The following is a 23,329-nucleotide window of genomic DNA, read 5'->3' on the forward strand; positions in this document are numbered from 1 at the left end:
CGGCGTTACCCGATTGGGGTAGCTTGGCTGTGGAGGGATGACCGCCCAAACGAAAGGGCCGGGGAACGCTCTCGCGCTCCGCCGGCCCCTGGCGCCCACCATAAGGCGGTTCGGATCAGTTGTTCGAGGTCGCGCCCTTGGCCAGGTAGGCGTCGAGCGCCTGGCGGGCGACGGTCTTGCATCCGCTGGCTTCGGCGGTGCGGACGATATCGTCCAGGGTGGTAAGGGTTTCTGCCGCCGGGCAGATGCCGCCCCGGCGGGCCCCGAAAGTGCGGCCGGTGGGCGGGGGCTCAACCAAGGCGCGCAGGGTCTCGAATCGTGCGCTGTCCGCGGAAGCCAGGCGGGCTCCCGGAAGGGTTGCGCCGGCGGTCGTGCCCTTGAGGGTCGTGACCTCGCCCGAGGCGCGCATCACGGTCAGGGTCTTGCCCGCGCCGAGCGGCACCTTGGCTCCGGCGTCGAAGGCTTGGCCGCGCTTGAACGCCGGATCTGTCGAGTTCACAACGATGTAGTCGCTCGCCGCTGCGGTTCCGCACACCGCAAGGGAAAGAGCAACTCCGATCAGTAGTTTACGCATCTGTCTTACCCCCGAAGGATATCTTGGATCGGTCCCGTGTCCGGCGAGCAAGTACCACATCGAAACCGTGAACGGTACCTGAACACTGTCTGTCGCCTTCATGTACGCGGCGTTGTGACGCGCAGACGCAGCAGACCGAACTTGGCCAGCCAGATCAGGCCACGTTCGATGAAGGGTCGCCTCTCGGGCGATATTGAGGCCAGAACGGCGCCGACCGTGCGTGGACCCCCCGACAGGCCCCCCAGGATCGCCATCGCCTCGTCCAGGCTGGGCAGTCGGGCGGCCTCCAGCCGGACCGACGGATGACCCAGCATCCGGGCGATCGCCTCGGCGTCCAACGGCGCGGCGAGCGCCACCGTGTCGCCTTCTGACAGGACCGAGGTGGGATAGGCGGCGAACATGCGGAAGGGGTCGGGGCGGTAGGGATGCTGGAGCGCCGGCTGGGGGGACGCGGCGGCCCGCCGACGGCCAAGCTCGGCCCAGAGCGCCTGGTACTGCGGGACGATCGTGCGCCAATCAAACACCTCCCGCGCATGGGCGCGGCCAGCCTCGCCCATGCGCCGGCGCAGGTCGGCGTCGGCGAACAGCGTGCCCAGAGCCTCGGCCGCCTCCGCGACGTCGACGGCGGTCAGCAGCGAGGCTGCGCCGACGTAGGTTTCATAGCCGACCATCCGCTCGGCATGCGCATAGGCCAGGTCCGACCCGAGGCCTGGCCGCGGCGCGGTGGTGCGGATGCGAAACCCGTCGACGCCGTGGCGCACCGTGTCGCGATAGCCGTCCCAGTCGCTCACCACGCAGGGCAGGCCGGCCGCCATGGCCTCCACTGGCGTGAGGCCGAAGGTCTCCTGGACGTTGTCGGACAGTGACAGAAAGACGTCGGCGGCCGCGACCACGTGGTTGCGCGTGGAAGCCAGCGCGTTCGGAGCCTCGCGGATCACCACGTCGGGCGCGAAGGCCGCCGCCGCGGCGCGCCACGCATCCTCGGCTTCGGGCCGCGGGCCGGCGCCGAACAGCAGCCAGTACACCGGTCGCCCCAACCGGCGCGCGGCGGCCTGCAGAGCCAAGCCCATTGGCGCAGGGTGCATCTTGGTGGCGAGGCTGAGCAGCCCCATGTGCAGCGCCACGGGCGCGTCGTCGGGTATGTCCAGTCGGGCGCGCCATTCGGCCCGCGCCGCCGGATCCCGGTGGAAATCGTCGGTGTGCACGCCCAGTGGGATGGTCACCAACTGGGCGGGGGGAACATGCGCGGCCCCGAAACGCGCCTGCAGATAGTCCGCGACGGAATCCAACAGGGATTCCACGGCCTTGCGGACGGCTTCGGAGGTGCAGACCAGGGCGTCCCACGGTTCCAGCGGCGCGGTCAGCAGCGCGCCGATCTCGTCGAGGATGTAGGCTTCCGCGATCGTGTGGGTGACGCCGGTGATCGACCACGAATGGCCACCGAACGCCCGTCGGGCCCAGGCCTCGCGTTGCAGCTCCGGCGTCGGAATATGCACGCCGCCGGCCGCGGCGAGGCCCCTCCGGTCCCCGCGCGGCAGCCACGTGACGGGCCGGTCCGTTCCGCCGAGGCGTTCCACGAGGGCGGCGAGTCCGGCCGGATCCTCGTCGGCCACGTTCCAGAGATGGAAGCGGTCCACCTCCGCATAGCGCAGGAAACCGCGCAGGAAGCCTTCGCCCGCCGCGTGGCGGCCCATCGGCCGCGGGCCCGAGGCGTCGTAGGCCTCGCGGGTGAACTGGATCGCGGCGTTGGCCATGCGGCCGCCGCGAGCCTAGCGGGCCGCGGTCTGGACGGACGCGCCCGGCATGGGCCGCGAGCCGTCGCCCACGATCGTGAAGGGCGCCCAGAAGTAGGGATGCGAGAACTGGGCGCTCTGCTGGAGCGCCTGCTGAGCATGGGCCATCGCGCCGGCCTGGTCGCCCGATGCGGCCGAGAACATGCCGGTCATCAGGCGCACGGTCGCCACCGAGTCCACCGACCAGTGCGAGACGATCAGCGACCGGCCGCCGGCGTAGATCACCGCGCGCGTCAGCCCGCCCAGGGCCTCGCCGCCGCCCTGGAGGCCGCTCGAGGCCGCGTCGCCGCCGGCGCCGCCCGTGTCGCAAGCCGAGAGCACGACAAGGTCGGCGTCCAGCTTCAGGTCCAGGATCTCGCTGGCGTCCAGCAGGCCGTCGGAGTCGCCCAGGCCGACCGACGTCATCAGCGCCGGCTCCGGCAGGCAGGCCGAGGGCTGTGGCAGCAGGCCGTGGGTAGCGAAATACAGCACCTTGTAGTCGGCCAGGTCCTTGCGCGACTTCACGGAAGAGTCGGTGAAGGCTGCGCCGGTGACGATCTGCTCGCCCTGGTTCCCGGCGATGCTGGCGCCGACCTGGCGGACCTCGTCGGCGGTGTCGGGCAGGGCAGGCATCTGCAGCAAGGCCAAGCGGGTGTTCTCGCAAACATTGCTGAGGTCACGTTCGCTGCGCAGGCTCACCGAGCGGCGGACCACAGAGGCGTAGGCCTGAGGGTTGGACCTTCCCGGGGCGGCGGGGTCGGCGAAGCCCAGGAAGCTCTTGCTGGCTTTCGAAGGCGCGAAGGCCCGCGACTGCATGAACGACGCCGCCGACAGCACCAGGGCGGAGTCCACCTTGGCGCCCAGCCAGGCCACCTTCCGATAGTCGGGGTCGGCGCCTGCGGCGACGCCGGCCAGGACGGCGGAGGGATCGGCCGTCACCAGCGCGCCCACGGGCAGCGAGATCAGCGCGCCGTCCGGTTCGTAAACGAGGTGCTTGGCCGCCATGACCTCGGAGGCCACGGGGCCGAACAACTGCTGGAAGAGCCTGTGGGCTCCGGCCACGTCGAAGGCCGGAAGGGCGTCTTCCGCCTCGAACGGTGCGCGCAGGCGGCGCACCGCCGCGCCGGCCGTCCCGCGGTTCAGCTCGATGGCGTAGGGCTTGGCGGCGGTCGGCGTGACCAGCAGACCGTAGCCCCGCGTGTCCAGCAGCAGAATCTTGACGTAGACCTCGTCCTTGCCGAGCGCCTTCTGCAGGTCGGCCAGTGAGGCCTCGGTCGAGACGAGCTGGGCATAGCGCGGATTGGCGGCCAGCAGCTGGGCCTCCAGCGCGTCGGATTGCCCCTGCAGCGCCTTCAGCCGGGCCTCCAGGTCCGTGCGCGCCTGGCCTTCGAAGGCGTTGGCGGCCTGCAGGTTGGCGGCCTGAGCCTCGGTGGCGCGCAGCTCGCGGCGGGTGTCCTCCAGGGCGCGGACGAGACCGGTCACGGCGCTGTCGCCCGACGCCACCCGGGCCGCCAGCTTCGAGACCGTCTGGGCGGTGGCGTTCGAGACTACGCTTGCCCCGGCGGAGAAGAAGCGGGACTTGTACTCGTCGGCCTTCGCCGGATCGGTCGCAATGCGCTTGAGCAGCAGGTCGAAATAGGGTGCGGCGTCGTCGGCCGAGGCGCCCAGCGCCCCCCGCTGAGCTTGGAACAGCTCGAAGGCTCGGGCGTAGGTGGCCAACGCGGCGTCTTCCTGGCCGGCGCCCACCTGGGCATGACCCAGGTCCAGGAGCAGGCCGCCCTCGGCCGCCGTTCCGGCGTGGCGCAGGCGGATGGTGCGGAGGGCGTCGTTGTACTTGCCGATGGCCGCGCCGGGCTGGCCCGAGTCCATGTCGATCTCGGCCAGGTCGGCCGAGATGCGGGCGCGCAGCCAGACGTTCAGGGCGCCATTGGCCTCGGCGGCGGTCAGGGTGCGGCTGGCGCGGGCCAGGGCCTCACGCGCTCCGGCGACGTCGCCCTGCGCGGCCAGGGACGACCCCATGACTTCCAGCGCCTGCGCGTCCTGCACGGCCAGGCGGTCGGCCGTGGTGACGCGGCTGCCGCCGATCACGTCGCGGCCGCCCGGACGGTTGTTGAGCGCCGAGGCCAGGTCGCCGCCGATGGCGAGGCCGTCAGGTCCCTGGGTCACGCCGGGACCAGACACGCTGAGCCCGCGTGTCGCGCGCACGTCGTCGCTGGCCCGCAGGGCCGCCTGGGCGGCGGTCACGGCGTCGGCGAAGCGGCCGGCGTTGCGCAGGTGCAGCGCGCGATAGGTGCGCGCACGGGCCGCCAGCAGCGGATCGCCCGCCACCGCCACCTGCGCATCGGCGTCGGTGAACAGGCGGTCAGCCTCGGCGAAGCGGCCGTTGTTCGACACGTTCAGGGCGAGGTTCAGCATTGCGTCGCCCAGCTCGGACGGTGGCGCGCGGCGGGCCTCCGCGTCCGCGACCAGGGCCTGGAAGTCCGTCTCCGCCTGTTCGAAGCGCCATTCGTTGTTCTGGACGTAGGCCCGGGCGCGTAGGCGGTTCGGATCGGCCGCGGCGGCAGCCTGCGACCGGGCGAGACCGCCGGTGGCGCCGCCGAAGTCGGCGGCGATCTCGGCGCTGGCCGCCGAGGTCTGCATTTCGGACATGGCCGGGGGGCGGGCGGCGCCCGCGACCACCTTCAGGCCGGCCTCGAGGATATCGGCGATCTGGGCGGCGCCCTCGGCGGCGTACAGCTGCCCGCCGCGGGCCGACGCATAGGCGAGATAGGGCGCCTGGCCTGCGGCGCTGCGGCAGGCGCGACGGTCGACGGCGCCCAGGCCCGCTACCGTCTGAGACTTGGTTTCGGAGCACTCGGCGCGACCGCCCAGCGCCGTCTGCCACGCGCTCGCGTCAGCGGCTTTGGGCAGGGCGTAGAGGCGGCCCAGGCTGCCTTCCCAGCCACGGCAGCGAATGCTCCAGGCGCGACGGCCCGCGGCCTGGACCACGGGGTCGTCATAGTCGCGCACCGCCTGGCAGACCGCCCCCGAGGCGGAGCTCTGGCCCAGCGGGATCAGGTCGGCGCGCGTTTGGGCGCTGGCGAGGGTGGGCAGCGCGGTCAGCATGGCCGCGCCGCTGAGTCCGAGGAGGAGGCTCTTCCGGATCATTTCGTCTGCCTGCGCTTGCGCCAGATTTCTTCGCTGCCCGTGCCGGTCACGACCGGGTCGGTGACGATCTCGTCGGTCGGCGGCTCAGCGATGCTGAGCAGGACGGGCGGGCTCGTCAGGGCTTCCGCGCCGAGGGCGTCCACTGTGGCGTCGGTCTCGTCGCCGTCGCCCAGCCGGTCCCGCGCCGTCAGGACGCCCGAGTTCATGTCGCCTGAGCCGCTTCCGCCGGAGGAGGGCGACTGGATGACCGGGCAGTTGCTGGTGCCGACGTCGCAGGCGTTGAAGCGGTACTGGGCGCCGTCGGGCCGGGAAGTCGGGTTGCCGTTGGCGTCCACCACAGTGAACGTAAGGCCGCTGCCCGCCGCAGAGCCGGTGACGACCTGGCCGTTCGAGCCGGCGATCGCGCCCCACAGTTCGACGATCCGCGGCGGGTCGATGATCAGGGCCGGGTTGAAGGCGCCGGTGAAAAAGAGACCCGCGGTGCCGCCGGTGCCGACCGGGGCGGTATTTTGCTGCACGGCCTTGCCGTCGGCGGAGACCTCCAGGCGACCGGTGGCGACGAAGACTTTTCCGACTTCATCGCCGATGGGGGCTGAGCCGACGGGTTGGCCGGCTGCGATGTCGATGGCGCCGATGGGGGTGCCCTGAATCAGGCTGATGAACCGCGGCGAGCCGAAGATGATGTCCTGCCGGGCCGCCAGCCGAACCTCGTTGAAGGCGCGAACGCCCGTGTAGTTGGCGCCGTTGTTGGTGAAGGTCGCCGTGCCCAGAGAGCCGCTGACCAGGATCGAGCTCGGACGCCAGGCGAGGTCGGTCGCATCGCCGATCCGCAGGAACCCGCCGCTCGCCGTCGGCGCCACGACGCCCTGGACCATGGCGCTGTTCCCCGAGCCCACCAGGAAGGCCACGTTCGGCGTATTGGCCGGGTTGATCGTCAGCGCCTGCAGGGTGAGGTCGCCGCGCGCCGAGCCCGTGGTCGACCCGGCGTAGAACCTGGTCTGGCCGGAGACCCGGAGCTGGCCGAAGTCGGAATTGTCGAACACGAAGCCCGAGCCGCTCGCGTCGCCGCCGACCCGCAGGGCGCCCGCCTTGGATTCGATCTGGGCGTTGGGGGCGGTGAGCACGCCGGTCAGGTCCAGGTCGCCCGCCGCGATGCGGATCGAATTGGCCGCGCTGGTCGCGCCGAGGGTGGCCTTGCCGGCCACGTCCAGGATCAGGTCGCGACCGGCGCTCAGCGGCGTTGAAGACGTGAAATTTCCGAGGGATGTGATTGAAAGATCGCGTGGAACCGCGCTGATCGTCGTCCCCAGGGATAGCGAAGAGCCCTGCACGATGAGGTCGCGCCCGGTCTTGAAGCTGGCGGTGGTCACGCCGCCGCTCAGGGCCCGCAGGGTCAGGTCTTCGCTGGCCGAGACGTTGCCCGCCGTCACCGTGGCGCCGACCAATGAGACCGACCCGGAATCGGCCCGCACGTCGGTCACCTTCAGCGCGCCCGCCGCGCTCACCGACACGTTGCGGACGGCGGTGAGCGAATTGGTCAGGGTGAAGTCCCCGGTCGTGCTGCCCACCGTCAGGTCGCGCCCGGCGCTCACCGACTCCAGGGTCACGCTCGGCGCACGCAAGGTCGCGTCGCGCGCGGCGGTCATCGAGAACTGCCCCGGCGTGGCAGTCGGAACATCGACGGCCGCGTCGCGTCCGGCGAGCACGGTCACGACGGTGGCGCCGCTCACGCCGCCCGTGCCGAGGCCGAGCTTGGCGTCGAGGTCCGTCGACCGCACCTGGACGACCCGGCCGTTGCCCGCCGTATCGGGGTTGTTCGAAAAGCCCACGCCCACCGTGTCGGGCGCGGAGCCGGTCAGGGTGGCGTTGGTCAGCGAGGCCGTGCCGTGGGTGGCCAGCACATAGATGTCGTCGCCCGCGGTTGCGGAGCCCACGATCGCGTCGCCGCCGGTGGCCACCACATACAGGTCTCCGGTCGTCGTGACCGTGCCGATCTTCGCGCTGGTGGTCAGGCCGAACACCTTGGGCGCCGTGATGGTCCCGACATCGGCCGCGCCGCGCAGGTTGACGACGCCGCTCGCCGTGATCGTGTCGATCCGCCCGGATGCGACATCGAGCGTGACGTTCGGAGCCGACAGGGTGATCGCGCCCGCGACGTCGCCCCCGGCGTCGCCGACGGTGATGCTCTGGCCGGCGGTGACGGTCAGGCCCTTCGGCGCGGAGATATTCTCGAGCCTCACGTCCACCGCCCCGGCGATCGCGCCCTGGCCCATGACGCCCACGCCCGCCAAGGTCACGCCACCAAGGGTCGAGGCGACGTCCAGAGCGCCGCTGGCGACCAGGGTGTTGCCTTTGACCGACCCGCCGCGAACGTTGACGTCGCGCGCGGCCGTGATCCCGCCCAACTCGATGCTCGCCGTCGCCGCGATGCGGGCGTCACGGCCGACGCTGATCGAGGAGACGGCGGTGGGATCGAACAGGCTGGCCACCAGCGCCGCCTCGTCGAGGTCGACGATCTCCACCGGCGCGAAGCCGAAGCCGTTGCCGCGGTCCTCCTCACAGATCCGCTCGCCGCACAGGTCGATGTTTTCCTGTTCCTCGATCGTCGGCGGGTCGACGAATTCGTCCAGAGGGCGAGGCCAGGGCCGGCCGATCACCTGGCCGACCTGGGTGATCCGCAGGTCGCGCGAGGCCGTGGCCTTGTTGAGGTAGATGTCTGTGTTGGACACGCCTTCCAGCGTGGGCGCCGCCTGGCGGCCGGCGATGCCGCCGCCGCCGGACAGGATGATGTCGCCGCCGTCGGCCTTGGCGGCCTGCGCCGTCACGAGGCCGTCGAGGTTGATGACGGCGCTGCCAAGGCCCGAGCGGTTCACGGCCGCCACGAAGACCGCGTTCGCCTTGGTCTGAGCGCCCAGGTCGAGCGGGATGCCGGCGTCGCTGCCGTCGAAGGCCGCCGGGACGATGAAGTCCACCAGGTCGAAGTCGCCGGCGGCGTCGGGGGCCAACCGGATCTGGAAATTGCGGGCCGAACCGTAGAGGACGCTGCCGTCGGTGGCGGTGACCACGGCGTTCGCCCGCGTCTGCACGCTGGGGCCCAGGAGCGCCACCATCCCGCCGTGCGCGGTCATGGTGGCGTTGGAAAGCACCATGATCTTGGCGCCTCCGATGACGTCGCTCCCGTTGAACGAGAACAGATTCGACGTCGGATCCAGGAAGCTCGCCCGGTCCGGATTGCCGATGGCCGCCAGGATGCCGCCGGCGTCCACCTTGGCCCCCTTGCCGAAGATGATGCCGCTGTTGGAGGTGAACCAGATGTTGCCGCCGGCCTGGCCGCCGACCTTGCCCTCGATCGTGCCTTCGATCTTGGTGAGTTGCAGGCCGCCGATCCGGTTCAGCACGATCCAGTTCTTGGCGCCAAAGTTGAAGCCGACGCTCTCGTTCGGCCTCACGTCGAAGCTGGCCCAGTCGATCACCGTGCGCGACGCCCCAAGGGTCACGTCGGTACGCGTACCGTCCGTCACGATCGTGGGCTGGGCGCCGCCGGCGTTGACCTGGGCGCTGCCGCCGACCGGCAGCGCGTGGCCGACCTGCGGCAACAGGCTCAGCCCGCAAAGCACGCCCGACAAGGCCGTGCGCGCCAGCAGGCCGCGGCGACGGGCAGGGGCCGTTTCGGTTTCGATAGACTTAGACATCTTGCTCCCCCTCCGCGTCACAGCAGGCTGGCCGTGAGCTGCACCAGCACACGGTCGCCGGGTCGCGGCCCGCCGGGATTGGTGGCGTGCAGCGGGTGGGCGTAGGTGATCTCGAGGTTGGCGCGGTTGAAGACGCGCAGGATCACGCCGGCGCCAACGGACGTGAGGCTGCGATCCTTCTCGAGTCCCGTGAGGGACGTCCGGTTGTTGGCCACATAGCCGGTGTCCACGAAGGCGTACGGCGCCGCCAGGATCTTGGGATGCAGTTGCACCGGGCCGTAGCGCACCTCGAACGCCGCCGAGACGCCCTTGTCGCCCAGCAAGGCCGCGGGATCGTAGCCGCGCCCGACGGTCAGCCCGCCAAGAGACAACTGCTCGTAGGGCAGCAGCACGCTGTCGGAATACTGCGCCTGCGCGCGGAACGAGCCGGTGAGGCGGCTGGAGAGCGCGACGTCACCGCCGCCCTGGGCTCGAACGACCCAGGCCTCGGGCTTGCCGAGGGCGCGCGTCAGGGTCGGATCGCCCGCGTCGCTGCCGCCCAGGATCGACAGGCCCTTCCGCACCGCCAGCCCGCCCGTGAACAGAACCGGCCGCTCGGCGATCTCGGTGCGATAGTCGCCGTCCGCCCGCGCATAGAGCACCCGCAGCTTGTCGCGGCTGAGCAGGCCTATCCCGCCGGCGACGGTCTTCTGATCTATGATGTCCAGTCCGCCGGCCAGGTTCAGGTTCTGGTTGCGCGAGCGGATGTAGGGGTAGGCCACCTCGAGGTTGCCCACCATCGAACGGCTCTTGAGGTCCAGCGCCTTCAGCGCCGCGCCCGGCCTGCTCTCGCCGTAGGTGAAGGCGCCGCGCGCCGTCAGCCCTTCCGAGCCGAACCGCGCGCTCTCGGCGATCTGCACCAGCCACTGCTCGTTGGAATCCAGGGTGTGGAAGGCGGTGAGCGAGGTGCTCTCGCCGTAGGCCGTGTAGCCGGCCAGGTCGGCGCGAACGAGGCCGCCCCACCGGCCCGTCGCCTTGGAGCCCGTGTTGGTGATGTTGGCGATGGCCTGGGGACCGTCCTTGCTGACGGTGAGGTCGATGTCGACCGCGCCACGCTCGGCGCTGGTCGACGGCCGCACGGCGGCGCGCACCCGCAGGCCCGGGATGTCCGACGCGAGCAGCAGGTACCGCTGCGCCTTGGCCATGTCGAAGGGCTTCATGCCGCGCAACTTCTCGGCGTAGCGTTCCACGGCCGCCTGAGCCGGGCCGACGTCGCCCCGGACGCGCACGTTGACGACGTGGGCTTCGATTACGTCGAGCACCAGCGCGCCGCCGGCGATGCGTTGCTCCGGAATCTCCACGCGGGCCAGGACGCCGTTGTCGAAGACGGTGCGCGCGGCGCGGTCGCGAATGCGGCAGATCACGGACACCGGCTGCGGCTTGCCCAGATATTCGGCATAGGCGTCGCGCAATTCGATCTCGCTCACCGTCGTGGCGCCGCGGAACGAGACGCTGTTCAGCGTCACCTGGACGTCCGAGGTCTCGAGCGGACATGGGCCGGGCGGCTCGGGCGCGAAGGCGCTGGCGCCGCGCGACGGCGGCGGACGCGAGACCCGGGCCTCCGGGTTCAGCTCGGCGGCGGTGGTGCCCGGCGTCGCGGGCGTCTGCGCCCAGGCGGCGGCCGGGGGCGTCAGGGCGGTCGTCGCCAAGGCAATGATACACAGCCGCGAGCCCATACAGGCTCGCAGAGCGCTGTTGCGGCGCCCGCTCATAGTCTTGAACCCCCCAGGTAGACCGGCAGCGTCTTATCGCTCGCCGAACACGTTGTTAAGTACGCACTCCTTCTACGCGAGGACGCAAACGAGTAGGCGCGGCTGGCGATTTGCCCGGTTAGCAATCTATTCAGGCTACCGAACGTCCACTGACGTCGCTAAGATTCGCAGCGTGTGCGTGCCGGGGGAGGGCCGATGGGGGAGGGACGAACGTCGCGTGTCATCGGCGCGCTCTGCGCCGCCGCCGTTCTAACGATCGGTGGGCTCGCGATCGGTATGGGCCGTTCGGCCACGGCGGCGCCCGAAAGCTCCGGCAGGGCGACCCACGAGGGCGTCGCCTCGTGCGCCGGCTCGACCTGCCACAGCCGCCAGGTCGATTCCGGTGTGAACGTTCGTCAGAACGAACTCATTACCTGGCAGGATCCCTCCAGCGTCGCGGGCGCCCATAGCCGCGCCTATCGCGTGCTCTACGAGGCCCGCGGCCAGGCGATCATCCGCAAGATGGGCCTGGACGATGGCGGCGTCGCGCGCCAGTGCCTGGGCTGTCACGCAGACCCTGCGGCGGCCGGTCAGCGCGGCGCGCGCTTCCAGATCTCGGACGGCGTCGGCTGCGAGGCCTGCCACGGCGGCTCCGGCGCTTGGCTGGCCAGCCACCGCACCGTCAGCGGCACGCATGCCGACAACATCTCTCGTGGCATGCGCGCGCTGGAGAACCCCAAGGTCCGCGCCGGGGTCTGCCTCGACTGCCATTTCGGCGGCAGCAAGCCCGGCCAGTTCGTCAGTCACGAAATCATGTCCGCCGGCCATCCGCGCGTCGCCTTCGAGCTCGACCTGTTCTCCAGCCTGCAGCAGCACTGGGACGTCGACGCGGACTATGTAAAGCGCAAGACCTATGCGGGAGGCGTGAAGACCTGGGCCGTGGGCCAGGCGCTGGCCCTGGATCGCGCCTTGACCCTCTACGGCCAACCCGGCCGCGGCAATGGCGCGTTCCCCGAGCTCTACTTCTTCGACTGCCACGCCTGCCATCGGCAGATCTCGGACGACCCCAAGGCCCGCCCGCAGTGGCAGGCCAACCCGGGCCGGCCCATCCCGGCCGGCACGCCGCCGTTCAACGACGAGAACATGATCATGCTCTCAGCGGCGGCGAAGGTGGTCGCGCCCGGGCTCGCCGCCCGGTTCGACGCCGACAGCCGCGCCTTCCACGCCGCCCTGGCCCGCGATCGCGCGGAATCCGTGCGAGCCGCGGCCAAACTGGCGGCCACGTCGCGCGCCCTGGCCGATGCCTTCGCCTCGCGCGGTTTCTCCCGCGCCGAGACCCTGGCCATCGTCGACGTGGTGCTCCAGGGCGAGATCGCGCGGCGCTACACTGACTATGCCGGCAGCGCCCAGGCCGTCATGGCCGCCGACACCCTCCTGAACGCCCTGGTCAAATCGGGCCAGGTGGACCCGGGCGCCGCGGCGCGCATCCGGCCCAACCTGGACCGCGCCTACGCCCAGGTGCGCGATCCCAACAGCTATCGACCTGACGCTTTCCGAGCCTCGCTCGCCCAGGTCGCCCAGGCCGCGAGGTCTCTGCGATGAGTTCTGTTTCGCGCTGGGCCGTGTCCGTGGCCGCGTTGGCGCTGGCGTCCTGTGGCGGCGGTGGCGGTGGAGGAGGCGGCGGCACGACCGCGCCTCCGCCGACGACTCCCCCCCCGGCCGCGCCGACCTATTCCCTGCCGGCGGCGCAGAGCCTGACCACGGCCGACGTGCAGCAGGTCATCGCCCAGGCGGTGGCCGAGGCTCGCGCTCGCAACCTGCCCGCCGTGATCGCCGTCACCGACCGGGTCGGCAACGTCCTGGCCGTCTATTCGATGACCGGCGCGCGGGCGAACGTCACGCTGCGCGCCGCGCCCAATGGCCAGAACATGGACGTCCAGGGCGCGGTGGTTCCCGCTGCTGCCGGCGCGATCGCCAAGGCCATCACTGGCGCCTACCTCTCGTCCGGCGGCAATGCGTTCTCGACGCGCACCGCGAGCCAGATCGTCCAGGAACATTTCCCGCCGGCGCCATCGACCGTGGGGCTCGAGGGCGGCCCGCTGTTCGGCGTGCAGTTCTCGCAGCTGCCATGCTCGGACGTGGTGACCCGGACGGCCACCGCCCCGATCGGGCCGCGTCGTTCGCCACTGGGCCTTTCCGCCGACCCCGGTGGTTTCCCGCTCTACAAGAACGGCGTCCTGGTGGGCGGCGTCGGGATCATGGCCGACGGTGACTACGGCTTCGACAAGAACATTCTAGACACCGACGACGACCCGGAGGAGGCGATCGCCTACGCCGCCGCCACGGGCTTCGACGCGCCCACAGAGATCCGCGCCGAACGGGTGACGGTCGATGGCACCTCGCTGCGGTTCAGCGACGCGAGCGCGGCCAGCCTGCGCTCTGTTCCAGCCAGCGCCCCGGCGTTCGCCAGCCTGCCGGCCGGCACGGGCAGTTTCACGGCGGTGACCGGCTACTACGCCGGCGGCGGCGCCCTGGCGGGCGCGGTCTACGGGACCGAGGGTTCGGGCCTGCGATTGGCCACCACGGCCGAGTTCGCGAACACCAGCGCCATGGTGCTGACGAACGGCGCCGGAGCGAACCGCTTCCCGATCCGCGCCGGCACCGACGCCGCCGACGGCCTGACGCCGCTCAGCGAGGGCGAGGTCCGGGCGGTGCTCGAGGAGGCTTTCACGGTCATGAGCCGGGCGCGGGCCCAGATCCGCCGCCCGCTGGACAGCCGAGCGCAGGTTTCGATCAGCGTCGTCGACAGCCGGGGCCAGATCCTGGGCATCGTCCGCGCGCCGGATGCGCCTATCTTCGGCATCGACGTCTCGGTCCAGAAGGCTCGCACCACGGCGCTCATGTCGGGACCGACCGCGGCCAGCGACCTGCTCGCCGATCCCAGCGCCGACGTTCGCGGCTTCGTACAGAAGGTGCGCGACTTCTTCCCCGATCCAACGGCGCTGACCGGCAAGACGGCCTTCGCGGCGAAGGCGATCGGCAACCTCTCGCGTCCCTTCTTCCCGGATGGCGAAGTGGGTCGGCCGAATGGTCCCCTGTCGCGTCCCATCGCCCAGTGGAGCCCGCTGTCCACGGGCCTGCAGTCGGCGCTGGTGCTCACCAATATCGGGCAGCACGTGGGCTTCGTGACCGGCGCTTCGGCCACAGACACGGCGCAGCGCTGCACCTTCCTGCCGGATGTCGCGCCGGGCCAGAATCGGCTCCAGAACGGCCTGCAGATCTTCTCGGGGTCGGTGCCGATCTATCGCGGCAACCGCCTGGTGGGCTCGATCGGAGTCTCGGGCGACGGCATCGACCAGGACGACATGATCTCGTTCCTAGGCGCGCACAACGGGGGGCTGCGCGTCGGCGGCATCGGCAACGCCCCGGCCGCCATTCGCTCCGACACCCTGCTGGTCGGCCCCACGTCCAGCCGGTTGCGCTACGTGGGCTGCCCCTTCGCGCCGTTCCTCGATTCCGCCGACCAGAACGTGTGCCAGGGGAAATAGGCATGCGCGCGGCCTCTCTTCTCGCCCTGACCGCCTTCGCCGCCCTCGCCGGGCCGGCCGGGGTTGCGTCGGCGCGCGAGACGGCGCCGCTGAGTATCGACGACATCCTGGAGGGCCGCGGGACAATCCAACTGGCTGCGCTGGACAACGGCGCGCCGGCATCGGCTCAGGCTGCGGAGCCGCCGGCCGAAGCTCCGCCGGCGACCTCCGCGCCCGCCCCGGAGGGCGAAGCTCCGCCGACCATCGACGACATCCTCGATGGCCGACGCATCCCGGGCCGCGTCAAGGACCTGCCCCCGCCGGTGGTGCAGGACAATCCGGGCGCGGTGCGCGCGCCGCCGCCGGAGGCGTTCCCGACCGACGAAGTGCCGGTTCCGGACCGCTGGCGGCTGGCCGGCGCGCTGGGTGTCACCAAGCCGCGCTGGTTCGACCCCTACAACCAGAACTTCCTGAAGGGCGACATCCCGATCAAGGGGACGCACGACTGGTTCTTCGCCTTCACCGGCATCTCCGACACCGTGGTCGAGCCGCGGACGTTCCCGATCCCGGTGAGCGTCCAGACCACCGCGCGGCCGGGCAGCCTGGACGTGTTCGGCAACAACACCAGCCTGGTGCTGGCCCAGACGTTCATCGCCGCCGCCTCGCTGATCAAGGGCTCGACCGCCTACAAGCCGCCCGAGCTCGAGTTCCGCGTGGCCCTGGCCTTCCAAGACAACTACGTCGACGTGCCCGAGAAGCGCGTCCTCCATGTCGAGCCCAGCAAGCCCACGCACCGCAACGACGCTTTCGTGGGCGTGCAGGAAGTCTTTCTCGACTACCACCTGCGCAATGTCTCGGACCGCTACGACTTCGACAGCGTGCGCGTGGGGATCCAGCCGTTCTCGAGCGACTTCCGCGGCTTCCTGTTCCAGGACAATCAGCTGGGCGTCCGCCTCTTCGGCAACCGCGACAACAACCGCTACCAGTACAACCTGGCGGCCTTCTGGCGCGTGGAGAAGGACACAAACTCGGGCCTGAACGACATCACCCAGGACCTGCGGGACGACTTCGTCTTCCTGGGCAACCTCTACCGCCAGGACCTGCCGTTCCCGGGCATCACCTCGCAGGTCACGGTCGTCTACAACCGCAACCGCGAAGGCGACGAAATCTACGTCGACAAGAACGGTTTCCCGCAGCGGCCGGCCCTGCTGGGCAGCCTGCGCGGCCGCGACTACGACGTCACCTACCTGGGCTACAACGCCGACGGCCGGATCGGCCGGATCAACCTCACCGCCTCGGCCTACTATGCGTTCGGCGAGGATCGGAATTCGCTCTTCACCGACCGCAAGGCGAAGATCCGCAGCTACTTCGTGGCCGCCGAGCCGTCGATCGACTTCAGCTGGGTGCGCCTGCGACTCCAGGGCCTCTACGCCTCGGGCGACAAGGACCCCTACGACAACAAGGAAACCGGCTTCGACGCGATCTTCGAGAACCCGCAGTTCGCCGGATCGGACACCAGCTACTGGATCCGCCAGACCATTCCGTTCGCGGGCGGCGGCCGCCTTATCGGCGTAAACGCCCGCAACGGCGTGCTGAACAGCCTGCGGCCCTCGAAGGAAGAGGGGCAGTCGAACTTCAACAATCCTGGCACCATCCTGGTCGGGGGCGGCGCCGACTTCGATGTGACTCCAGAGCTTCGCGTTTCGACCAACATCAACCACATCAGCTTCTCGAACACCGCCGTGCTGCAGGCGCTGCGGATGGAGGGCTCGATCCCGAAGTCCCTGGGTTGGGACGCCTCGATCTCGACGATCTGGCGGCCGCACATGACCCAGAACATCGTCTTCCGCGCTTCGGCGGCGGCCTTCGACCCGGGCAAGGGCTTCAATGACCTGTTCGAGAACCGGGATCGTGATAAGCGCTACTATTCGATCCTTCTGAACGCAGTGCTGAGCTTCTAGGGGCAGGATGCTGAAATTCGGGACAAATTGGCTGAAAGTCGGAGCGCTGATCGCAGCGACTCTGCTCGCGCCCTTGTCCGTGAAGGCCAGCGATGCCGAGAAGCCGGTGGCGCGCACCTATCCGGTCTTCCCGTCCGCCAAGCTCGGGATGACCGACGCCGAGGTCGACAAGGACAGCGTGGGCTGCGTGAGCTGCCACACCGACAGCGACGCCAAGACGATGCATGTGTCGCAGGCGGTGAAGCTGGGCTGCGCCTCTTGCCATGGCGGCGACGCCGGCGTGATCGCTCCCGCCGGCCTGGCCAAGGGCGACGCTCGTTACGCGGCGCTGCGCGACAAGGCCCACGTTCTGCCGAAGTATCCCAAGACCTGGCACTACCCCAGCTCGGCCAACCCGAAGCAGAGCTACACCCTGCTGAACAAGGAAGCGCCCGAGTACATCCGCTTCGTGAACCCGTCCGACTACCGGGTGGCGCGCCAGGCCTGCGGCGCCTGCCACATGGAGCTGATCGAGAAGGCCGAGCGCTCGCTCATGGCCACGGGCGCGATGTTCTTCGGCGGCGCCTCCTACAACAACGGGATCCTGCCCTATAAGAACTACGTCCTGGGCGAGGCCTACACAGCGCATGGCGAGCCGGCGCGGGTGCTGTCGCCCGGAAATCCCCCAGGCACGGTGACGCCCGCCCAGGCCAAGCGCGGCGCGCTCCCCACGCTCTATCCGGCCCCCACCTGGCAGGTGACCCCGCCGTCCGACATCTTCCGCGTGTTCGAGCGGGGCGGGCGCAACATCAACAGCCAGTTCGCCGAGGTCGGCCTGCCGAACGCCAACGGCCAGCTACAGCGTCTCGAAGAGCCTGGGCGTCCCGACATTCGTCAGTCGAACCGCGGGCCGGGCACCGGTCTGCGCGCGGCCATCCCGCTGCTCAACATCCACAAGACCCGCCTGAACGACCCCTTCACCTGGTTCCTGGGCACCAACGACCAGCCGGGCGACTATCGCTCTTCGGGCTGCGCGTCCTGCCACGTGGTCTACGCCAACAATCGCCAGCCGCACGCCAGCTCCACGTGGGCTCAGTTCGGCCGCGACGGCCAGTCGGCGACGGTGGACCCGACGATCAGCAAGGAAGAGAGCGGCCACCCGATCAAGCACGCTTTCACGCGCTCGATCCCGACGGCCCAGTGCATGAACTGCCACATGCACCAGCCGAACATGTTCGTGAACACCTACCTCGGCTACACGATGTGGGACTACGAGGCCGACGCGCCCTTCATGTGGCCGGAACGCCAGAAGTACCCGACCGCGGAAGAAATGCGGAAGGTGCTCAACCGCAATCCTGAGGGCGCCGCGCCGCGGGGCAAGTGGGCCGATCTCGATTTCCTGCGCAACGTGTTCAGCCTGAACACCAAGCTGAAGGACACCCAGTTCGCCGACTACCACGGCCACGGCTGGAACTTCCGGGCCGTCTTCAAGCGCAACCGCGACGGCGAACTGCTCGACAAGGACGGCGCGGTCATCGCCAACGACGATCCCGAGAAGTTCCAAAAGGCTGGCGCGCCCGAGTTCACGCCGGTCGGTCAGAACGCGCCTGGCAAGGCGGTCCATATGATGGACATCCACGCCGAGAAGGGCATGCAGTGCGCCGATTGCCACTTCAGCCAGGACAGTCACGGCTCGGGCCTGATCATGGGCGAGGTAGCCAATGCGGTGGAGATCCGCTGCAAGGACTGCCACGGCACGTCCTCGGCCTATCCGACGCTTCGTACCTCCGGGCCGGCGGCCGACCCGAAGGGCAACGACCTCAGCCTGCTGCGCAACCCGGATGGCCAGCGCCGCTTCGAATGGGTCGAGCGCGACGGCCGCCAGGTGCTGATCCAGCGCTCGCTGATCGATCCCAAGCTGGAATGGCGGATTAAGCTGACCAAGGACACGGTCGACCGCACCTCGCCCGACTTCAACGCCAAGTCGGCCCGCGCCAAGCTGATGAGCAAGATCAGCCAGGACGGCCGCCCGTTCCAGTGGGGCCCGGGTGTCGATCCCAAGAACCGGGCGCACAACGACGACGAGATGGAATGCTTCGCCTGCCACACGTCGTGGACCACGGCCTGCGCCGGCTGCCACCTGCCCATCGAGGCGAACTGGAAGACCACGACCCACAAGTACGAGGGCGAGGAGACGCGGAACTACGCGACCTACAACCCGCAGGTGGCGCGTGACGACATGTACCAGCTGGGCGTCCACATGACGACGAAGGGCTCGACCATCGCGCCGATCCGCTCGTCGTCGGCCCTGGTCCTGTCGTCGACCAACGTGAACCGCGAGCGCATCTACGTGCAGCAGCCGCCGATCGCCGCCTCGGGCTTCTCGAGCCAAGCTTTCGCGCCGCACTTCCCGCACACCGTGCGCACGACCGAGACCAAGACCTGCTCGGACTGCCACGTCAGCGCGGCCAACGACAACAACGCCATCATGGCCCAGCTGCTGCTGCTCGGGACCAACTTCGTGAACTTCGTGGGCCAGAACGCCTGGGTCGGCCTGGACGGCGGCGTGGAGGCGGTGCGCGTGTCGGAGTGGAGCGAACCGCAGGCGGTCTTCGGCTCATACCTGCACAAGTACGCCTATCCCGACTTCTACAAGCTGCACGTCGAGCAGAACAGGCGCGAGCTGAAGAACTGGGTGCGCGGCAAGCCCTTCGCCAAGGGCAAGGGCGCCTCGGGCGGCGAGGAAGACTCCTCGGAGGAAATCTCCAACTTCGTGGCCAAGACCGACGGCGCGGCCCGCTGCCTGCAGCTGCGCGGCGAATACATGTTCGTGGCCGAAGGGAAGGGCGGCTTCCGCGTGTTCGACGCCGCCAGCGTCGCCAACAAGGGCATCTCGCAACGGGTCATCTCGGCGCCGTTCTCGCCGCTGGGTCACAACACCCATGTGGCTTCGAAGAACGCCACCTGCATGGCGCTGCCGACCAACCAGAACATCGCGCCGCTTCGCAACGAGGCGATGCAGAAGATGATGGTCAAGGACGCCGTCACCGGCGCCGACGTCAGCCTGCTGCAGGCCAACCAGGAGCAGACCTTCCATCCGCTCTATTCCTACGCCGTCGTCACCGACAGCGAGGAGGGGTTGATCCTCGTGAACGTGAATACCCTGGCCGACGGCGACCCGCGCAACAACATCCTGAAGCGTGCGGTGACCTGGAACCCGGGCGACGTGCTCAAGGGCGCCCGCCACATCACCCTCGGCGGCCACTACGCCTACATCGCCGCCGACGCCGGCCTGGTGGTGGTCGACCTGAATGACCCGCTGAAGCCGCGCCACGTGACCACCGTGGCCCTGCCGGACGTGCGGGCCTCGGCGCTCCAGTTCCGCTACCTGTGGGTCACCACGGCGCGCGGCCTCGAGGTGCTGGACGTGACCAAGCTGGATCAGCCGCGCATCGTCGAGGGGGCCACGATCCCGCTGGTCGACGCCCGCCGCGTCTACGTGGCCCGCACCTTCGCCTATGTCGCGGCCAAGAAGGACGGCCTGGTCATCGTCGATGTGAAGAACCCCGAGCGGCCGCGCCTCTACCAGAAGTTCGACGCCGGCGGCGCGCTGAACGACGCCGAGGATGTGGTAGTCGCCTCGACCAACGCCTCGCTGTTCGCGTACGTGGCCGACGGCAAGAACGGCATGAAGGTGCTGCAGCTCATCAGCCCTTCCAGCCAGCCCAACTTCTACGGCTTCTCGCCGCCGCCGAAGCCCGAGCTGATCGCCTGGGCGCGCACGCCCGGCCCGGCGCTGGCTCTGTCCAAGGGCCTGGACCGCGACCGCGCCGTCGACGAGACCGGCGGGCAGATGGCCATCTTCGGCCGCCTGGGCTCGCGGCCCTTCACCCGGCCGGAGATGGAGCGGTTCTTCACCGACCAGTGGGGCCGCCCCTACCGCGTCAGCGACGAGGTCGACATGGCCGGCTGGCTGGGCCCGCGCACGACGGGGCAGGCGGACCGGTAGCGTTCGGCGTTACATCCGCGCCTTCCATCCAAACCCTCGTCATCCGGGCTTGACCCGGGGGTCCATGCCTTGGCGGCGCGGTGGCGGGAGCGGATTGCGCTGCGCAGTCCACCGCGGAGACTCCGGCGGCCCAAGCATGGATCCCTGGCGGCAAGCCTGGGATGACGAGCAGAAGGCGGCGTGCGCGGAGGGGCCGTTGCCGCCTAAGTCGCGTCGGTTCGGGTCGTGTAGGCCGGGATCGGAACCGGGACGCCCTTGAGGTCGATCTCGCCGACCGCCTCGATGGGCACGTCGTTCCTGGCCAGCTTCAGGGTGTCGGCGCTGAAGAGGATGCGGGTGCCGAAGGTCTTGTTGGCCGCTTCCAGGCGGGCGGCGATCACCACCACCTCGCCATAGGCCGTGTAGTTGAACCGGCGCTCGCCGCCGAAGTTGCCCACCAGGCCGATGCCCGAAGACAGGCCCATCCGCGTGTAGCCGAACTTGATGCCGCGCCCGATCATCCGGTCGCGGATCTCCAGGGCGTAGCGGTCGATCTCGCGCGCGCAGGCGATGGCGCGGTCGGCATGGTCGTTGGAGGCCACCGGGGCGCCGAAGATCGCGATGATGCCGTCGCCGGTCATCTTGTCGATCATCGCCTCGTGCTTCCAAAGGATGTCGATCACCCCGTCGAAATATTCGTTGATCACCTCGGAGAAGGTGTCGAGGGGCAGTGTGGCGACGAGCGTGGAGAAGTTCTCCAGGTCGGAGATCATCACCGTGATCTCACGCTCCTCGGCCCCGATCTTCACCTCTTCGCGCCCGTCGACCATTCGGTCGATCACCTGCGGCGCCAGATAGCGCTCCAAGGTCGAGGAATAGAACGCCCGCTGGTTCTGCAACTCGGCGGCGGCCAACCGGCTCAGGATAAAGAAGCCGAAGGCGAAGCTCAGCAGCGGCGTCATCATTGGGATCATGAAGGCGCCGTAGACGTAGAGCGCAAACGCGCTCCCCAACAGCGTGGCCATGCCAAGGACCACGATCCCCAGCGAAATCCACCAGCGCTGCGTCGAGCGACCCAGGAGCGCCCCGCAGACGGCCGCCAGAAACACCATCAGGGTGTTAAGGACCACGCCCGGCCGGCGCACCTTGTCGCCCGCCAGGATCTGGGACAGCGCGTGCACGTGCACCTCCACCCCCGGTGTGCCCTGGGTGTGGCCCGGCGAGAACCGCAGCGGCGTGGCGTGCATGTCTTCTTTGGGCGTCGAGGAGTCCTGGGTCGCCGATCGCGTCACGCTGCCGATGAAGGCGATCTTTCCCTTCAGCAGCTTGTCCGGGACGAATGGCACGAAGGCTGCGGAGTAGGAGGGCGCGATGGCGCCCATGTTCTCGGCCGCCACGTTCGGATCGCGCTGGCGATAGCGGATGTCGAATTCTTCCGTCGGCGGCTTCATCCCGGTCACGGCGGTCGCGACGCGGACGGCGAACGCCGGGTACTGGCTGGGCGTCGGATCGTAGCGACGGATCACATCGTCGTAATCAACGTGCATGAGCGCCCGGGCGTCGGAATAGAGCACCTTCTTCGACACCGGGAAGTCAACGCCGGCCTGCCGGTCGGGATCGACCACGGCGATCAGCGGAGCCTTCACATTGGCGATCCGCGCCTCGAAGTCCTGGAATTCCTCGGGCGAGGACCAGGTGTCGAGCAGGTAGTCGACCGCGATGGCCTTCACGCCCTTGGCGTCGAGCGCGGCGATCAGGTCCCCAAGCCACGCCTTGTCGATCGGGGCCAGGCAATGGCACGGCGAGGCTTCGGCCATGGCTGCCGATGCCGCGTCGTCCATCTTGACGATCACGAAATCGGGCTGGGCGCTGGGCGCGCCGAAGGTCTGGCGCAGGTCGTAGGTGACGTTCTCCACGAACCGGACGGGCGCCGTCGTGCCGAGATAGAGCGCCGCGCCCGCCGCGGCCGCCGACACCACGGCCGCCACGACTGTATCGGCCAGGGCCTTGCCGCCCACCGCCCGGAGCCGGGCGACGAGAGCCAGCACCGGGCCGAAAATCCCGCGACGCGCACCCGCGGCCATGGTTCAGGCCAGCTTTCGGAAGGGGAAGTTGTAGGTGACGGCGGGCGCGTAGTCGCCGGCCAGGCACATGTGCGTGGTCAGGTTCCGGCCGTCCGACATCAGCAGCGCGTAGCCCGGCGGCTCCTCCACCAGGATCTCGCGGCCGTCCGGCACGTGCATGTCGACCTCGGTGAGGTCGAGGGTCAGCTGGATCGAGGTCGCGGGCGCCGCCGACACCACGTGCCCGGCGAAGACGCCGTTGAAGGCCCGGTGGATGTGGCCGCACATCAGAACCTTCACTTGCTTGCGGCCGCTCAGCACCTGTTCCAGCCGCCCGATCCAGGGCGAGGCCGGGTCGGGATCCATCCACTGGATTCCGCTCGGGATGGGCGGGTGGTGCAGGATCACCGCCGTGGGCCGGTCCGGGGCCTCGTCGAGCGTGCGCGCCAGCCAGGCCGCGCGCGCCTCGTCGTACTCGCCGTCATTGGGGCCATCCAGCGTGTCGCAGACCACCATGCGCATGTCGCCGAAATCGACGGCGTACTGGATGAAGCCGTTCTCGTCGGTCTCGGCGCCCGGCCCGCTGAACACCGAGAGGAAGCCCTCGCGGCTGTCGTGATTGCCCATCGCGTAGAAGACCGGGAGCTCGCTCTCGGCCATCAGACGCTTGAGCTCGACGTATTCCTCGGCCTCGCCGCGGTCGACGAGGTCGCCGCTGGCGATGATGGCGATGGGCCGCGGCCGCAAGGCGTGGATCGCCTGCATCACCTGACGCAGGCGCTCCTCGTTCCGCCGTTGATTCAGCGAATCCTTCTCCGTTGTCACGTGGAGGTCGGTGATCTGCGCGATCGTCAACAAAAAGCCGCCTCCCCAAGCAGCGCGCATGGTCCCGCGTA

The 23,329-nt window shown here is 69.6% G+C and carries 11 protein-coding genes; 4 read left to right on the top strand and 7 right to left on the bottom strand.

Annotation, left to right across the window (positions count from 1 at the left end; all coding sequences use genetic code 11):
- Positions 1-115 precede the first annotated feature (115 nt).
- From ACODSY_RS19035 to ACODSY_RS19055, 5 genes are read right to left on the bottom strand one after another with little or no spacing between them, the layout of a single operon-like run.
- Entirely contained in the window at positions 116-676 is a 561-nt protein-coding gene (locus ACODSY_RS19035) for a hypothetical protein (RefSeq protein WP_488953455.1), read from the bottom strand.
- Entirely contained in the window at positions 673-2,328 is a 1,656-nt protein-coding gene (locus ACODSY_RS19040) for a glycosyltransferase family 4 protein (RefSeq protein WP_488953456.1), read from the bottom strand. Before ACODSY_RS19040 ends, ACODSY_RS19035 begins: the two co-directional genes overlap by 4 nt.
- 15 nt (positions 2,329-2,343) lie before the next feature.
- Positions 2,344-5,493, bottom strand: a complete 3,150-nt coding sequence (locus tag ACODSY_RS19045; RefSeq protein ID WP_488953457.1) for a CHAT domain-containing protein — start codon at positions 5,491-5,493, stop codon at positions 2,344-2,346.
- Entirely contained in the window at positions 5,490-9,185 is a 3,696-nt protein-coding gene (locus tag ACODSY_RS19050) for a two-partner secretion domain-containing protein (RefSeq protein WP_488953458.1), read from the bottom strand. Before ACODSY_RS19050 ends, ACODSY_RS19045 begins: the two co-directional genes overlap by 4 nt.
- 17 nt (positions 9,186-9,202) lie before the next feature.
- Complete coding sequence (locus tag ACODSY_RS19055) at positions 9,203-10,873, bottom strand: ShlB/FhaC/HecB family hemolysin secretion/activation protein (protein ID WP_488953459.1); 1,671 nt, start codon at positions 10,871-10,873, stop codon at positions 9,203-9,205.
- 258 nt (positions 10,874-11,131) lie between these two features.
- Between ACODSY_RS19055 and ACODSY_RS19060 the strand changes: the two genes are divergently transcribed.
- From ACODSY_RS19060 to ACODSY_RS19075, 4 genes are all read left to right on the top strand, one after another.
- On the top strand, positions 11,132-12,517 hold the full coding sequence (locus ACODSY_RS19060) for a multiheme c-type cytochrome (protein ID WP_488953460.1): 1,386 nt from the start codon (positions 11,132-11,134) through the stop codon (positions 12,515-12,517).
- On the top strand, positions 12,514-14,463 hold the full coding sequence (locus ACODSY_RS19065) for a heme-binding protein (RefSeq protein WP_488953461.1): 1,950 nt from the start codon (positions 12,514-12,516) through the stop codon (positions 14,461-14,463). Before ACODSY_RS19060 ends, ACODSY_RS19065 begins: the two co-directional genes overlap by 4 nt.
- A gap of 2 nt (positions 14,464-14,465) precedes the next feature.
- Positions 14,466-16,403: a hypothetical protein gene (locus tag ACODSY_RS19070; protein ID WP_488953462.1), complete on the top strand. Its 1,938-nt coding sequence runs from the start codon at positions 14,466-14,468 to the stop codon at positions 16,401-16,403.
- A 79-nt stretch (positions 16,404-16,482) separates the two neighbouring features.
- Complete coding sequence (locus ACODSY_RS19075; RefSeq protein WP_488953463.1) at positions 16,483-20,391, top strand: LVIVD repeat-containing protein; 3,909 nt, start codon at positions 16,483-16,485, stop codon at positions 20,389-20,391.
- 203 nt (positions 20,392-20,594) lie between these two features.
- Here the strand turns inward: ACODSY_RS19075 and ACODSY_RS19080 are convergent, their stop codons facing one another.
- Together ACODSY_RS19080 and ACODSY_RS19085 are read right to left on the bottom strand one after the other, a co-directional pair.
- Complete coding sequence (locus ACODSY_RS19080) at positions 20,595-22,454, bottom strand: CHASE2 domain-containing protein (RefSeq protein ID WP_488953464.1); 1,860 nt, start codon at positions 22,452-22,454, stop codon at positions 20,595-20,597.
- Between the two features lie 3 nt (positions 22,455-22,457).
- The gene (locus tag ACODSY_RS19085; protein ID WP_488953465.1) at positions 22,458-23,291 is read right to left on the bottom strand and encodes a phosphodiesterase; all 834 of its coding nucleotides are present in this window, start codon (positions 23,289-23,291) and stop codon (positions 22,458-22,460) included.
- Positions 23,292-23,329 lie beyond the last annotated feature (38 nt).

It is taken from the genome of Phenylobacterium sp. FG114 (assembly GCF_057809855.1).

What these genes read in the sequence shown, in the direction of transcription:
- ACODSY_RS19035 (WP_488953455.1), bottom strand. Translation starts at nt 676, where the DNA reads ATGAAGGCGACAGACAGTGTTCAGGTACCGTTCACGGTTTCGATGTGG.
- ACODSY_RS19040 (WP_488953456.1), bottom strand. Translation starts at nt 2,328, where the DNA reads ATGGCCAACGCCGCGATCCAGTTCACCCGCGAGGCCTACGACGCCTCG.
- ACODSY_RS19045 (WP_488953457.1), bottom strand. Translation starts at nt 5,493, where the DNA reads ATGATCCGGAAGAGCCTCCTCCTCGGACTCAGCGGCGCGGCCATGCTG.
- ACODSY_RS19050 (WP_488953458.1), bottom strand. Translation starts at nt 9,185, where the DNA reads ATGTCTAAGTCTATCGAAACCGAAACGGCCCCTGCCCGTCGCCGCGGC.
- ACODSY_RS19060 (WP_488953460.1), top strand. Translation starts at nt 11,132, where the DNA reads ATGGGGGAGGGACGAACGTCGCGTGTCATCGGCGCGCTCTGCGCCGCC.
- ACODSY_RS19065 (WP_488953461.1), top strand. Translation starts at nt 12,514, where the DNA reads ATGAGTTCTGTTTCGCGCTGGGCCGTGTCCGTGGCCGCGTTGGCGCTG.
- ACODSY_RS19070 (WP_488953462.1), top strand. Translation starts at nt 14,466, where the DNA reads ATGCGCGCGGCCTCTCTTCTCGCCCTGACCGCCTTCGCCGCCCTCGCC.
- ACODSY_RS19080 (WP_488953464.1), bottom strand. Translation starts at nt 22,454, where the DNA reads ATGGCCGCGGGTGCGCGTCGCGGGATTTTCGGCCCGGTGCTGGCTCTC.